11 protein-coding genes and 1 other annotated feature are annotated in these 14,467 nt (G+C 47.6%); all 11 genes read left to right on the forward strand.

Translation table 11 applies throughout. The annotated features are described in order from the left end of the window. Positions 1 to 154: 154 nt before the first annotated feature. Positions 155 to 1,156, forward strand: coding sequence for a porphobilinogen synthase (gene hemB, locus MNQ98_RS07315; RefSeq protein ID WP_241932601.1), 1,002 nt, complete (start codon positions 155 to 157; stop codon positions 1,154 to 1,156). A gap of 40 nt (positions 1,157 to 1,196) precedes the next feature. Continuing rightward, complete coding sequence (hemL, locus tag MNQ98_RS07320; RefSeq protein ID WP_241932602.1) at positions 1,197 to 2,492, forward strand: glutamate-1-semialdehyde 2,1-aminomutase; 1,296 nt, start codon at positions 1,197 to 1,199, stop codon at positions 2,490 to 2,492. Beyond that, positions 2,489 to 3,403: an RluA family pseudouridine synthase gene (locus MNQ98_RS07325; RefSeq protein ID WP_241932603.1), complete on the forward strand. Its 915-nt coding sequence runs from the start codon at positions 2,489 to 2,491 to the stop codon at positions 3,401 to 3,403. The genes hemL and MNQ98_RS07325 overlap by 4 nt, the downstream gene beginning before the upstream one ends. 226 nt (positions 3,404 to 3,629) lie before the next feature. After that, positions 3,630 to 5,030, forward strand: a complete 1,401-nt coding sequence (locus tag MNQ98_RS07330; RefSeq protein WP_241932604.1) for a LysM peptidoglycan-binding domain-containing protein — start codon at positions 3,630 to 3,632, stop codon at positions 5,028 to 5,030. Between the two features lie 250 nt (positions 5,031 to 5,280). Continuing rightward, positions 5,281 to 5,564 (forward strand) — a binding site (T-box leader). 104 nt (positions 5,565 to 5,668) lie between these two features. Further along, a complete protein-coding gene (locus MNQ98_RS07335; protein ID WP_241932605.1) occupies positions 5,669 to 8,335 on the forward strand; it encodes a valine--tRNA ligase in 2,667 nt (888 codons plus the stop codon). Between the two features lie 32 nt (positions 8,336 to 8,367). Next, positions 8,368 to 9,744 (forward strand): bifunctional folylpolyglutamate synthase/dihydrofolate synthase, encoded by a 1,377-nt coding sequence (locus MNQ98_RS07340; protein ID WP_241932606.1) that lies wholly within the window; start codon positions 8,368 to 8,370, stop codon positions 9,742 to 9,744. A gap of 6 nt (positions 9,745 to 9,750) precedes the next feature. Further along, the gene (gene murC / locus MNQ98_RS07345) at positions 9,751 to 11,130 is read left to right on the forward strand and encodes a UDP-N-acetylmuramate--L-alanine ligase (RefSeq protein ID WP_241932607.1); all 1,380 of its coding nucleotides are present in this window, start codon (positions 9,751 to 9,753) and stop codon (positions 11,128 to 11,130) included. A 170-nt stretch (positions 11,131 to 11,300) separates the two neighbouring features. After that, positions 11,301 to 12,680: an SPOR domain-containing protein gene (locus MNQ98_RS07350; protein ID WP_241932608.1), complete on the forward strand. Its 1,380-nt coding sequence runs from the start codon at positions 11,301 to 11,303 to the stop codon at positions 12,678 to 12,680. Between the two features lie 137 nt (positions 12,681 to 12,817). After that, positions 12,818 to 13,060: a DUF4321 domain-containing protein gene (locus tag MNQ98_RS07355; RefSeq protein ID WP_208915307.1), complete on the forward strand. Its 243-nt coding sequence runs from the start codon at positions 12,818 to 12,820 to the stop codon at positions 13,058 to 13,060. Positions 13,061 to 13,081: 21 nt separating this feature from the next. After that, positions 13,082 to 13,687 (forward strand): Maf family protein, encoded by a 606-nt coding sequence (locus MNQ98_RS07360; RefSeq protein ID WP_241932609.1) that lies wholly within the window; start codon positions 13,082 to 13,084, stop codon positions 13,685 to 13,687. A 52-nt stretch (positions 13,688 to 13,739) separates the two neighbouring features. Next, positions 13,740 to 14,429 carry a RadC family protein gene (gene radC / locus MNQ98_RS07365; protein WP_241932610.1) on the forward strand — a complete coding sequence of 230 codons (690 nt, stop codon included), beginning with the start codon at positions 13,740 to 13,742 and terminating at the stop codon, positions 14,427 to 14,429. Positions 14,430 to 14,467 lie beyond the last annotated feature (38 nt).

A 14,467-nucleotide genomic window follows, 5' to 3' on the forward strand; every position in this document is an offset into this window, starting at 1 on the left:
ATAAGCTGTCCCCTGATTTCAACGAATATATAAATACATAAAAGAAATCTGGGGGCAAGAGTGATCGGAAGAATAATCCGAATTCGTAGTGATGATCAGGCAAAAAATCTTTTGTTCATTCGACATTATACTTTTTAAACTGGAGGGATTGAACATGAGTTTTCCGATTGTACGCCACCGCCGGTTGCGTCAAAGTGCCGGTATTCGCAACATGGTCCGTGAGACAGTACTGAACATCGAAGATTTAGTACAACCCATCTTTGTAACCTATGGAACCGGAGTAAAGACTGAGATTTCATCCATGCCGGGAGTGTTTCATTTCTCCTTGGATACGCTGAAAGAGGAAGTGGACGAAATTGCTGCTCTTGGAATTCCAGCTGTGCTGCTGTTTGGTATACCTGAAAGCAAAGATAGCGTGGGAACGTCCGGTTTTGCGGATGATGGGATCGTTCAGGAAGCAACACGGCTCATTAAGGAATGGTATCCTGATCTGTTGGTAATCGCTGATACTTGCCTGTGCGAATTTACAGATCACGGACATTGCGGTATGGTTCATACGTTTGAACGTGACGGGCATGTCCATGGGGACGTTATGAATGACGAATCTTTGGAACTTCTGGCACGTACAGCGGTTTCCCAAGCAAAAGCCGGTGCTGATATCATTGCTCCTTCTAACATGATGGACGGGTTCGTGCAAGCAATTCGGACAGCGCTGGATGAAGAGGGTTTCCAGCATATTCCGATCATGTCTTATTCGGTTAAATATGCTTCTGCCTTTTACGGACCATTCCGTGAAGCGGCTGATTCTGCTCCGCAGTTCGGCGACCGTAAGACATATCAGATGGATCCTGCAAATGTACGGGAAGCGCTGCGTGAAGCTGAAAGTGATGTGCTCGAAGGTGCTGACATGCTTATGGTCAAGCCGGCTCTCGCATATCTGGATATTGTGAGATTGCTGCGGGATCAGTTTGATCTGCCGCTTGTAGCCTATAACGTCAGTGGTGAATACTCGATGGTCAAAGCAGCTGCTGAGCAAGGATGGATTAATGAACAGGCAATAGTGATGGAAATGCTCACAGGAATGAAGCGAGCCGGAGCAGACATAATTATTACGTATTTCTCCAAAGATGCAGCCCGCTGGATCCGGAACCGTTAGAAAATAGTATTGTCATTGCGACAGATAGGAGTGGCATGAAATGAGTCAAGGTATGCGAAAAGAAGAAGCGTCACGTGCCGCCTTTGAAGAGGCGAAGCGTTATATTCCGGGCGGCGTCAACAGTCCGGTACGGGCATTCAAATCGGTGGGATTAACACCGATTTATATGGAACGCGGGGAAGGAAGCCGCGTGTATGATATCGACGGCAACAGCTTCATCGATTATGTCGGATCATGGGGTCCGCTTATTATGGGCCATGCCCATCCTGACGTTGTAGAAGCGCTGCGTGAAACGGCTGCTAAAGGCACCAGCTTTGGAGCACCAACATTGCTCGAAACTGAGATGGCGAAACTTGTCTGTGAACGCGTACCGTCAGTCGAAGTTGTCCGGATGGTAAATTCCGGGACGGAAGCGACGATGAGTGCAATTCGTCTTGCTCGTGGTTATACTGGCCGCAGCAAAATTATTAAATTCGAAGGCTCTTATCATGGACATGCTGACAGTCTGCTTATTAAAGCGGGCTCAGGTATCGCAACGCTGGGTTTGCCGGATAGCCCAGGTGTCCCTGAAGCGGTGGCAACAAATACGATTGCTGTTCCGTATAACGACCTAGAGTCGGTACAACTGGCATTTGAACGCTTTGGCAACGAGATTGCGGCTGTTATTGTGGAGCCTGTAGCAGGGAACATGGGTGTTGTGCCTCCACATGAAGGGTTCTTGGAAGGGCTACGCAAAGTAACGGAGGATTATGGCAGCCTGCTTATTTTTGACGAGGTCATGACTGGTTTCCGTGTGGATATCCATTGTGCCCAGGGAAGATTCGGTGTTACGCCGGATTTAACTTGCCTTGGAAAAGTAATTGGCGGAGGTCTGCCTGTCGGTGCCTATGGTGGTAAACGTGAGATTATGGACCAGATTGCGCCAGCAGGTCCGATTTATCAAGCAGGAACTCTGAGTGGTAATCCGCTGGCTATGGCAGCCGGATATACCACGCTTAAGCTTCTTACGCCGGCTATATACGATCAACTAGAAGAGCGAGGAGCACAGCTTCAGGCTGGCTTTGAACGGAATGCTCGTGAATTCGGTATACCATTATCCATTAATCGAATTGGATCGATGGTTTGCCCATTCTTTACAGACCAGAAGGTAATCAATTTTGATACGGCCAAGAGCAGTGATATGGACCTGTTCCGCCGTTATTTTGCAGCGATGGTTCAGGAGGGGGTTAGCGTACCTCCATCTCAGTTCGAAGGCATGTTCATATCGGCGGCGCACACTAAGGAAGACATTGATGCGACGATCGAAGCTAATTACAATGCCTTTAAAAGCCTGTGAGCTACCAAGGGAACTGGGTTCGGCGCGGTGAGTGGCTGGAACTGACGCCGGGCAAAATTCTGACTGGACAGTCTGATCGTGAGGGAGCTACGGCAAAGTGGCTGCTTGAAACCGTTGGAATGCCGGAGAAGCTTTTGCGAAAGCTCCAGCATACTGAAGGCATACAGTGGAGAGGCGATCGGCTGCGGCTGTCTCTTTTCCCAGCGAGGGAGGCGGGCATCGAACCGATGTGGAGCGAGCTGGAGGTTCTATACGAGGATGATTTTTGTCTCGTCGTGAACAAGCCTGCCGGTATGGCCGTTCATCCGGATGACCGTGGAACCGAGACGACACTGAACCACACTGTAGCTGCTTATTACGAAGCATCGGGAGTGGAAGCGGCTGTCCGCCACATTCATCGGCTTGATAAAGATACAACGGGACCTGTGCTGTATGCCAAAAACGAGTATGCCCAGCTCAAGCTCGATGAAGCGATGAGACAGAAGGAGATTGTCCGGATTTATGTTGCCATTGTCCAGGGACGTGTGTCACCGGATTTAAAGGTCATTGACTTGCCTATTGGTAAAGACCGACATCATGCCCAGCGCCGTCGTGTATCGCTAACTGGACAGACAGCCGTGACACGGATCATTGAATCCGAAGTGTACAGACAGGCCAGTCTACTGTATTTAAGCTTGGAGACGGGAAGGACCCATCAGATTCGCGTCCATTTAAGCCATATGGGACATGCCATTCTCGGAGATTCGCTGTATGGTGGATATTCTGTCAGCTTTGGCCGCCAAGCGCTCCATGGTGCGCGGCTAAGCTTCTCTCACCCTTTTACGGGAGAGATTATTGAGGTTGCTGCCCCGTGGCCTGAGGATCTTCTCCAGCTGAAGGCGGAAATAGCGAGTAAACCCTTTCTAAGATAAAGGCCGTTTTGAACGGTCTTTTTTCTTTTTTTCTAATTTTTGGGCATGGCATTACGAAGTGAGGGATTGAAGGGGATACAGGGGTTCAAATAAGCGATTTCCGGACAGTGTCAGCAAAAAAGTCATGCTCCCCCAATTTTGGCATATAGATAAGTTGAGTGACAAAAATGGGCTCATGCCGCGGGATCAGCCCGCGGATAGTATATGCCGAAAGGAGGACATTTCCGTGTTCGACCAGTCCTACGGATTGCGGTTTGATATTTACGAACGCATTATTTTATCGGAAGATCTGCCGGGAATTGATGAACTGGAAGAGGTTGAATTAATACCGCATATCCAGGTAATCAGTCAGGAGGAGCAGGCGACACTTCGCGGCCATCTGCTATTGGCGGGGCTGTATAGAGGTGACACCGAAGCGGGGGAGTCCGAGCCGCTGGAACATTGGATTCCGGTGGAAATCACCGTTCCTATGAATCGGGTATCTTCGCTAGACGATATTGCAGTGGAGATTGAAAATTTCGATGTCGACCTGCTGTCTACTAGAAGTCTGAATATCACAGGAGTACTCTCGCTAAAAGGTATTCAAGCTGCCGTCCAGGGGCTAAACGACGGTGCTTGGAACAATGAGGAAATCACAGTGGTACATGCTCCCGACTCATCTGCAGGAGATGGTTTAGGGTATGATACGGCGGTGCGTCAGCATGAAACTATTCAGTCGGAGGACCCGTCGCCATTTTATTTCCCTCAAGTACAGGAAGTTTATGCACAGGATGAGCAGGTAACGGGCTTTGATTTGAATGCGCAGACTAGTGGTCGCGATGAGGAGTTCCAAAGTGAGCAGCATCAGGAGGGTTCTGGGTTCGGCAACCAGGGATCCGTTAACTTGTATACAGCGGATGGAGCTACAGGGCAGGAGTTACATAGAGAGCAGCCATCACAGAAATTTGCCCCATCTCAACCAGCTGAACCGCCGTTTGCGAACTCAAGCATTCAGTCGGCACAGAGCATATCGGAATCGAATCCGAATGTATGGAACTTTGAACGGGCTGATCAATCGGAAAATAGTGATCAGAGTCCATCTAGCGGTTTCTCAGAAATTACAGATGATAGGGAGCAAGATTCAATGCCGGTATTGGCTTCTTCAGATCAAGAGGTGGATGAGTCATCCGAGGACAAGGAAGATTCGGTAGTTGCTTCTGTTCAGGAGGCCGTATTTCTTGCCGATGAGTCTCCGGTTCAAGAGGAACCTCCAGCGAAGCCAGAACTGAAAGTGGCATTTACGAGTAAAAACAGCACGGTGGGCAGTTCATCAGGTGTTGGCTTTTCTTCGCTATTGCAGTCAAGCCGTACCGTTCAGGAACAGGAAATCACGGCACGTGAGGAAGATGAGAAGGCAGAGGAGTATGCAGAACCGCTTGCATCGGAAGATGTTCAGTGGAAGTCGCTGTTTCTGGGAAAACGGCAGGAAGATACTCCTTTTCGCAAAGTTCGATTATGCATCGTACAGCGTGAGGAAACATTAGAGGCTATTGCAGAGAGGTACCAACTGAGCCCTCGCGAGCTATTGCTTTATAACAGGTTGTCGGAACAGAGCGTAGAGGAAGGCCAAGTCCTGTATATCCCGTAATACTTTGTATGAACAGAGACATTTCTTGAAAAATCACAAGCAGGCCACTCGAGGACTTATCCTGGGGCGGCCTGCTTGGTTTTGGGGTCCAGGGCGCTGGAATATCTTCTAGATCTTTTGATAGATAAAGTTGAAGCATATACACCCTGAAATATTGACTATACACAATAAGCAAGTTATAGTTGACTATAGTCAATTCAGGCATATTGGAATACAATATGGTAATACTGTACAGAGCATTTGCAAATTACAAACAACTGTGAATGGGAAGAGTAGGAAGAGAAATGGCCTTCAGAGAGCGGAATTGTAGCGCTGAGAGATTCCGCAGGAACCATCTTGCCGAAGTCGCCCCGGAGTTGCCTGCTTGAACTTTAGTACATGGATGATCCTGTACAAAAGCTAGAGCATGCCGGCTGCAGCCGTTACCTGTGTAAAGTGTCGCAACGCTTGGATTTGCCGTACCTAGGCAGTCATGAACCAACGGTGCGAAACAAAGGTGGTACCGCGAGAGAACAAAAGTCTTTCGTCCTTTGAGGACGAAGGACTTTTTTTGTTTTAATGAAAAAGTTCTTAGAAGTAGAAACGGCTAAAACGATTCTGTATGGCAATGCTGACTAAGTAACGGAGGTACGAGAATTATGGAACAAAAGGACAATCAAACCTCGGCACAAATGCCGACCACTTATGATCCAAAAGCTGCAGAACAAAAATGGTACACCTACTGGAAAGAAGGCGGATTTTTCAATGCGGGTCAGCGTCCGGATGCAGATCCTTATACGATTGTTATTCCGCCACCGAATGTTACCGGTATGCTTCATATCGGTCATGCTTTGGACTTCACATTGCAAGATATTTTGATCCGCGTTAAAAGAATGCAGGGGTACGATGCATTGTGGCTTCCAGGCTCCGACCATGCGGGAATCGCTACACAAACAAAGGTAGAACAGAAGCTGCGTGAGCAGGGCATCACTCGTTATGATCTTGGACGCGAAAAGTTTCTTGAAAAGGTATGGGAATGGAAAGAGCAGTATGCTAATACGATTCGTGATCAATGGGCTAAAATGGGTCTTTCTCTCGACTATTCCAGAGAGCGTTTCACACTGGATGAAGGGTTGTCTAAGGCTGTCCGCGAAGTGTTTGTGAAGTTCTATGAGAAAGGGCTCATCTACCGCGGCAAACGTATTATTAACTGGGATCCTGCAGCGCGTACTGCATTATCCGACATTGAGGTTGAATATAAGGAAGTTCAGGGACATCTATATCATTTGACCTATCCGTTGAAAGATGGAAGTGGCAGCATTACGGTTGCGACTACCCGTCCGGAAACGATGCTTGGTGATACGGCTGTAGCTGTTCATCCTGAAGATGAAAGATACAAGGATATGATCGGAAAAACGTTGATTCTTCCTATTATCGGACGTGAAATTCCGGTTATTGCGGATGAATATGTTGAGAAAGATTTCGGAAGTGGTGCCGTGAAAATTACGCCTGCCCATGATCCGAATGACTTTGAAATGGGTCTTCGCCATGACCTGCCACAAATAACGGTTATGGATGAAACCGGTACGATGAACAGTCATGCTGGCAAATATGAAGGTTTAGATCGTAGCGAGTGCCGGAAACAAATTGTAAATGATTTGAAAGAGTCCGGTGTACTCATTAAAATTGAAGATCACGTCCACCAAGTAGGTCACAGTGAGCGCAGCGGCGCCGTTGTAGAGCCTTATTTGTCAACCCAGTGGTTCGTGAAGATGCAGCCTCTGGCTGAAAGAGCGATTGAAGCGCAAAAGTCAGGTGAAGGTGTTAATTTTGTACCTGAACGCTTCGAGAAAACGTATCTCCAGTGGATTGAAAATGTACGTGATTGGTGTATTTCCCGTCAACTGTGGTGGGGTCATCGGATCCCGGCATGGTACTGCGGACAATGTGGAGAGATCCATGTTGCTCATGATGAAGTTGCCGCCTGCTCCAAATGCGGAAGCACGAACATGAAGCAGGATGAGGACGTACTTGATACTTGGTTTAGTTCTGCGCTTTGGCCGTTTTCGACTTTAGGATGGCCGGAAGACACCGAGGATCTCAAGCGTTATTATCCGACAAGTGTCCTGGTTACTGGATATGATATCATTTACTTCTGGGTAGCTCGTATGATATTTACGGCACTCGAATTTACAGATGAGAAACCTTTTAAAGATGTCCTTATGCACGGGTTGGTTCGTGATGCCGATGGTAAGAAAATGTCGAAATCACTTGGCAACGGGGTGGACCCGCTGGAAGTTATCGAGAAATATGGTACCGATGCAATGCGCTATATGATCTCGACAAGCAGCACACCGGGTCAAGACCTTCGTTTCCGTTGGGAACGGGTGGAACAGGCACGGAATTTTGCTAACAAAATTTGGAACGCTTCCCGCTTTGCATTAATGAATCTGGAAGGCTTTAAACATAGCGATATCGACATCAGTGGAGATTTAGGAACAGCGGATCGCTGGATTCTTCACCGTCTGAACGAAACTTCACGTGATATTACGCGTCTAATTGATGCCTATGAATTTGGCGAAACAGGTCGACTGCTCTATAATTTCATCTGGGACGACTTGTGTGATTGGTATATTGAGTTTGCGAAGCTGTCGCTTTACGGCGAGGATCAAGCTGCAAAGAAAAAGACCCAGTCTGTACTTGCCTATGTTCTCGATCGTACGATGCGTTTGATTCATCCATTCATGCCATTTATTTCGGAAGAAATTTGGCAGCATTTGCCGCATGAAGGCGAGACTGTTATGCTCTCCTCTTGGCCGACCTATGACGCTTCCTTGGAGAACAAAGAAGCTGTGGCTGAAATGGATCTGCTGATGGACGTTATCCGTGCCGTTCGTAATATCCGTGCTGAAGTAAATGTACCGATGAGTAAAAAAATAGAGCTGATGCTCAGTGCAGCCGATGCGAACGTACTGGGCATTGTTGAACGTAATGCGGATTATATCCGTCGCTTCTGTAACACCTCAGAGTACCAAGCTGCTCTTGGCCTTGAGGCCCCGGATAAAGCGATGACGGCCATCGTAACAGGAGTTGAATTGTATCTCCCGCTAGCTGGTCTGATCGATATTGAACAAGAGATCGCTCGCCTTGAAAAAGAAGTTCAACACTTGACCAGCGAGGTAGATCGTGTGGAGAAGAAGCTAAGTAATCAAGGCTTCGTTTCTAAGGCTCCAGCGAAAGTGATTGAGGAAGAACGGGCTAAGCAGGCGGACTATTCCGAGAAGAGAAACAAAGTACTCGCCCGCATTGAAGAACTGAAAGGCTAAGATAACTAATATAAGACCTGAAGGTGAGAAGCATGGGTAACCATAATGGGGCTGTTCAGTCAGCCCCTCTACTAAGATATGAGGAAGCAGTAGATTGGATTAACGGACTGATACCGTTCGGTATCCGGCCTGGTTTGGCACGTATTCAAGCATTGCTTGAACGGCTGGGAAATCCGCAGCGGCGTCTAAAGTTCATTCATGTTGCAGGCACGAATGGTAAAGGGTCGACCTGTGCTTATTTGACCAAGGTTCTTCTGCAAAGTGGATACGATGTTGGAACCTTTACGTCTCCTTACATTACGAAATTTACTAATCGGTTTCAGTTTAATGGGGAAGATATCTCTGAGGAGACATTGCTTAAGCAGGCAAACCGATTGCATCCGCTCGTTCAGGAAATTGCCGAAACGGAGCTTGGTTCTCCGACAATGTTTGAGGTATCCACGGCCCTTGCCATTTTGTATTATGCTGTGGATAGTGTCCCGGATGTTGTCGTGTGGGAAACGGGCCTTGGTGGAAGGATGGACGTGACAAATGTTGTACATCCGGTCATTTCAGTAATCACCAATATTGGTATGGATCATACGGATATTTTGGGAGAGACCGTCGCAGAGATTGCCTCGGAAAAAGCGGGAATTATTAAACCGGGTGTACCTGTTGTCAGCACGGTGACTCAGCCTGAAGCAATCAAAGTGTTGAAGGACACAGCTGAGCGGAACCGTTCGACACTGTATCTGGTAGGTGAGCAATTCTCTTATGAGCGGACGGGGGGCAATGAAGAGGGGCAGACTTTCCACTACTCGGGACCATTCCGCCATTTGGATATTGGCATAAGTATGCAGGGTGAGCATCAATGTGCGAATGCAGCCTGTGCAATGATGAGTCTTGAAGTGCTTCGTCATTATATGGCTTTTGTCATTGAGGATGAACATATCCAAGAGGGATTTCATGATACCAAGTGGGCTGGAAGATTGGAGCAGGTTAGCTCCTCTCCCCGGATTATTGTAGACGGGGCCCATAACCCGGAGGGAGCCGAATCCTTGGCCCATAGCCTTCCGAACATTTATAAATACCAGAATCTGAACTTAATGATGGGAATGCTGGCAAATAAGCATCATGAAACGTATTTGAAGCATATACTGCCTATAGTGGATACGCTTATCCTGACCGAACCGGATTTCCGGAGAAAAATGGACGCCAAGGCGTTAGGTGACATCGTAGAGCAGATAAAAGAGAAACACGCCAAACATACGCTGCAAATCATCATAGAACCAGACTGGAAAAACGCACTTGAATTGTTGAAGTCACGGACGGAAGCGGAGGATCTTGGGGTGGTGTCGGGCACGTTATATCTGATTGCCGACGTGCGTTCCAACCTCCTGGGCCTTTCCGATTCTGAAAAAGGTTGGTGATAACTGTTGAATGCTTCAGAACATGTTCATTTTATAGGAATTGGCGGCTACGGTATGAGCGCCATTGCAAGAGTTATGCTGGAAATGGGATACAAGGTCACGGGTTCTGACGTGGCATCCCAGGAATTGACGGAGAAATTGGCGGCTAAAGGCGCCAAAATATATATTGGCCACACAGCAGAGCAGGTACAAGGGGCTGATCTGGTCGTATATTCGACAGCCTTGTCCAGAGATAACGTGGAGCGGGTAGCTGCGGAACAGCAGAACATCCCGGTTCTTCATCGTGCTCAGATGCTAGCAAGACTGCTGAATGAAGGTAAGGGTGTTGCCGTAGCGGGAGCCCATGGCAAAACGACGACTTCTTCTATGATCGCGCTCGTTATGGAGGAGTGCGGAGTCGATCCGACCTTTATTATTGGTGGAGAAATTATGAATGTCGGTACGAATGCCAAGGCGGGCCAAGGCGAGTATGTGGTAGCCGAAGCAGATGAGAGTGACGGTTCATTCCTGCAATATCACCCGTGGCTTGGTGTCGTTTTAAACATAGAAGCCGATCACTTGGAGAACTATGATGGTGATTTTGATCGTTTAAAGGCAGCTTATGTGCAGTTCCTGACTCAAACCAGAGAAGACGGCACTGCGGTTGTATGTGCGGACGATCAGAACATACAAGCTATACTGCCGGAGCTCAATCGTGTAGAAGTGACCACTTATGGAATTCATGCCGACGCGGAATATATGGCCAGCGATCTGGTACTTGGAGATCGTCATGTTTCCTTTACGATGTCTCATAAGGGGCAGGTTCTGGGAACAGTTGAGCTGTCGGTTCCGGGGAAACATAACGTGTATAACGCGATGGCTACAGTGATAACCTGTTTAAAGGCTGGCGTACCGTTTGAGGATATCGTAAAAGGTATCTTCAAATTTAACGGGGCCAAGCGCCGCTTTCAGGTGCTGGGCGAAACGGATGATATACTCGTGATTGACGATTATGCCCATCATCCCACTGAAATCGAAGCTACAATCAGTGCAGCAAAAGCGACCGGAAAACGCATCATTGCTGTGTTTCAGCCGCAACGTTACTCCAGAACCTTTTTCTTGCTTGATGCATTTAGCCGTGCTTTCGGGGAGGCAGATGAAGTAATTATCACAGATATTTATTCACCGGCTGGCGAGAAGCAGATTGAAGGCATAAGCTCTGCCAGATTGGTTGAATTGATTGTAGAGAACAGCAATGCAGGAGCAAGATACCTTCCTTCCAAAGAAGAAGTTCTTCATGACCTAAAAGGACGAGTGAAACCAGGTGATCTTGTCTTGACTATGGGTGCGGGGGACATTTGGAAAGTTGGGGCTGCATTGGCGCAATCCTTGAAAGAAAATAAGTAAGTCTAATAACAAAATGAGTTCATATTTCATTCGATACCCGCATGTCCTGTTATTTTATACAGGATGTGCGGGTGTTGTTTGTTTTCAGTTTGTCCGCATCCGCACATAACTTTCCTGAATCTATCATATAGGTAGTTATAGATAAGGAGACAAGTGAGGTGTGCAGTGGAATGAACAAAGCGCGTATGACAATAAGGTTTGAGCGTGAAACTCCCAATGGACAAGACAGCGGACATAAAAGAGAAGTACATACCAGATCCCGCCTGCAGCCTGACATTGATACGGGGAGTGTAAGCGATGACTTTGAGCAGGACTTTTTCCGGGAAGAAGTACAGTCACCTTCATACCAAGAGGTAGGAGATGAGGATTTCCGTGTTATACCGCTGCCTGTTGAATTGCTGGATAATCGTAATCCAAATCTTAATGTTAATCAAAACAATCGCTTTGAGAATTTCCGTGTTAACGGTCGCTTGGCATCGGAGAAACGGCGAATGGAGCAACAGTACGACCATGAGCGTTATGAGGATGAGTGGAGCTACGATAGACCGGAGCGGCCTTACATTGAGAATGTGAATTCAGAGTATCCCGAAATCGATGAGTATTCGTCAGAACATGATTTTATTCATGATTCGCTCGATGGTAAGAACAGAGATCAGTCATACCTGGTAGTTGAACAAGTTCCCTCTAACACCAGGAATGATTACGGATACTATCGCTCTAAGAAACCAAACTCTGTGTGGAAGCTTGCAGGGTCTATTACAGGTGCGATTGTCACGGGATTGCTGTTTGGAACGGTTGTATTGTCGATGTTTAACGGCGGGGATTCCGGTAAGGATTACACAACCATAGAGAGTAGCCAAGGGACGGGGATTTTACCTCCAGAAAATGCAGCTGTAAACGGGGAGATTAACGATCAGGAAGCAGCATCTGTATCTGTTTCGATCCCTCAGCAGACCTTCTACATGCTACAGTATGGCGTTTTCAGCACAGCAGAAAGAGCAGAGCAGGCTAAGGGTGAACTGACTCAATCCGGTATTGCGGCCTTTGGAGATTCCTCTGCGGAGAACCGCGTATACGCCGGTGTGTCACCGGATCGAGAGCAGGCGAAACTGCTTAGCAGTCAGTTGAAAGGTGAAGGTGTTGAGCTTTATGTCCGGGAGATCGTATTACCTGGTGCCCAATCTGCTGTATTTGCCGGGGAGGCGGCCGCGCTTGACATTTTCTTTGAAGTGAGTGGTGATCTGGCGGCCAACCTCAGCTCTCTATCAGCATCCTTATTGGGTCAGGAAACCCCCGGACCGGTGGACGCAGAGACCATGAAGACGATTACTGGTCTTCATCTTCAGTGGACAGAAGCAGTAAAGCTTGTATCTCCTGGAATGAGTCTGGAGACAGGGGCAAGCCTTAAAACTATGGAGCAGGAAATGAGCGGAGCTATTACAGCGTTGACAGAATACAACAAAAATCGATCTAAGGGGCATTTGTGGGAAATTCAAGCAGGAATGATGAACTACATCATGAGTCAAAGGAAGCTTGTGGAAAGCTTCTAGTCCTAAAACCGCAAACGACCGCAGAAATCCGGCAGGGGAACTGGAAATAGTTCCCCAAGCCGGATTTCTGTTTGTATTGCTTACCGATTCACCGTATAATAATTAGGGTGTCAAAAAATGGCGAGGGAAGAGGACGAATGAAGAAAAACGCAGGAGTGCTTATCTTGTTTATACTGCTGGGGTGGCTAACCGGAACTTGGATTGCAAAATTGCTGCTGCCTGTCAAAGCTCTTTCTTTTCTAACTACTTCTACAACATTGAAGTGGTCGCCCGAAGCTAATTTGGACATCATAAATTATGATATTAACATTGAATTCAAACTTTGCCTGCTGGGCTTGATCGGAATGATTACGGCGGTTTGGCTGTATCGCAGGCTCTAACAACAAAGGAGACATTCCCTCGTGAAAGAGAAGGCATCGCGACATATCATACTGGCGTCAACTTCTCCACGGCGTCAAGAATTAATAGCTTCACTTCGGTTACCATTTGAAATCATGCCGAGTGATGCCAATGAAGACACACCCTTCGGCTGGGAACCCAGCATGGTTGTAGAGACCCTTTCGCTGCGCAAGGCAGATGCAGTGTACCGGAAGCTGTCCGAATCGGACAGTAATGCAATCATCGTGGGGAGTGACACGATTGTCGTACTAGAGGGTGATATACTTGGGAAACCGACGGATGATAAAGATGCCGTACGAATGCTTTCCATGCTTCAGGGGCGTACTCATCAGGTGTATACAGGCGTAGCCTGCGTGGATGCCTTGACCGGACAGAGTATTGTTCGCCACCGGATAACGTCTGTAAGCATGAAGCCGTTAAACGATGAACAGATCATGTCCTATGTACGGAGCGGCGAACCTGTGGACAAAGCCGGCGCTTATGCCATTCAAGGCCTCGGTGCTGCTATTGTGAACAGCATTGAGGGTGACTACTTCAATGTCGTAGGGCTGCCGATATCCTTGCTTAGTGATATGCTTTCAGAGATGGGAATGGATGTATTATCTTAATTTTAGATTTTGGCCGTGTTTATGATTTAGACACAGGAAAAGAGGGGAATATATGGAGTCGCCCGCATTTCTGCTGCGCGACATCCCCCATGAAGAACGACCAAGAGAGCGCATGATGTCTTATGGGGCGAGCGCCTTGAGTCATGCTGAGCTGCTAGCGATATTATTAAGGACGGGAACTAGGCAAGAATCCGCCATCCACGTGGCACAACGGATCTTGAAGCAGGTAGGCAGTATCCGTCAACTCGTTGACCTCAGCATTGAAGAATTAACACAGATTAAAGGAATCGGAATCGCTAAAGCCGTACAGCTGAAGGCGGGTATCGAACTCGGACGACGATTGGTCAGTTCGAGACATATGGAGCCGGTGATTATACGCAGTCCGCGTGATGCCGCGGAACTGTTGAGCGAACAGCTGCGCTATCTCCAGAAAGAGCATTTTGTTTGTCTTTTTTTAAATACGAAAAATCACGTCATAGCCCAAGAAACGCTTTCCATGGGAAGCCTTAATGCCTCCATTGTTCATCCTCGCGAGGTGTTTAGAGCCGCAATCAAATGCAGCAGTGCGTCTTTGGTTTGTGCACACAACCACCCAAGCGGCGATCCTACACCGAGTCCAGAAGACATATCCCTGACCTCCCGTTTGGTAGAAGCTGGGAATATTATTGGAATTGATGTATTGGACCATTTGATTATTGGAGATGGAGCGTTTGTAAGTTTGAAGGAACGGGGCCTGATGTAATATAATAGTTCAGATTGAGAAGGAAAGGGAGTTTGCAG

This window comes from Paenibacillus sp. N3/727, from assembly GCF_022637315.1.
GTDB classification, from domain to species: Bacteria; Bacillota; Bacilli; order Paenibacillales; family Paenibacillaceae; genus Paenibacillus_AQ; species Paenibacillus_AQ uliginis.

Bases quoted from the DNA above. Each gene is read 5' to 3' on its own strand.
- hemB (WP_241932601.1), top strand. From the start codon at position 155: ATGAGTTTTCCGATTGTACGCCACCGCCGGTTGCGTCAAAGTGCCGGT.
- hemL (WP_241932602.1), top strand. From the start codon at position 1,197: ATGAGTCAAGGTATGCGAAAAGAAGAAGCGTCACGTGCCGCCTTTGAA.
- MNQ98_RS07335 (WP_241932605.1), top strand. From the start codon at position 5,669: ATGGAACAAAAGGACAATCAAACCTCGGCACAAATGCCGACCACTTAT.
- MNQ98_RS07340 (WP_241932606.1), top strand. From the start codon at position 8,368: ATGGGTAACCATAATGGGGCTGTTCAGTCAGCCCCTCTACTAAGATAT.
- MNQ98_RS07350 (WP_241932608.1), top strand. From the start codon at position 11,301: ATGAACAAAGCGCGTATGACAATAAGGTTTGAGCGTGAAACTCCCAAT.
- MNQ98_RS07355 (WP_208915307.1), top strand. From the start codon at position 12,818: ATGAAGAAAAACGCAGGAGTGCTTATCTTGTTTATACTGCTGGGGTGG.
- radC (WP_241932610.1), top strand. From the start codon at position 13,740: ATGGAGTCGCCCGCATTTCTGCTGCGCGACATCCCCCATGAAGAACGA.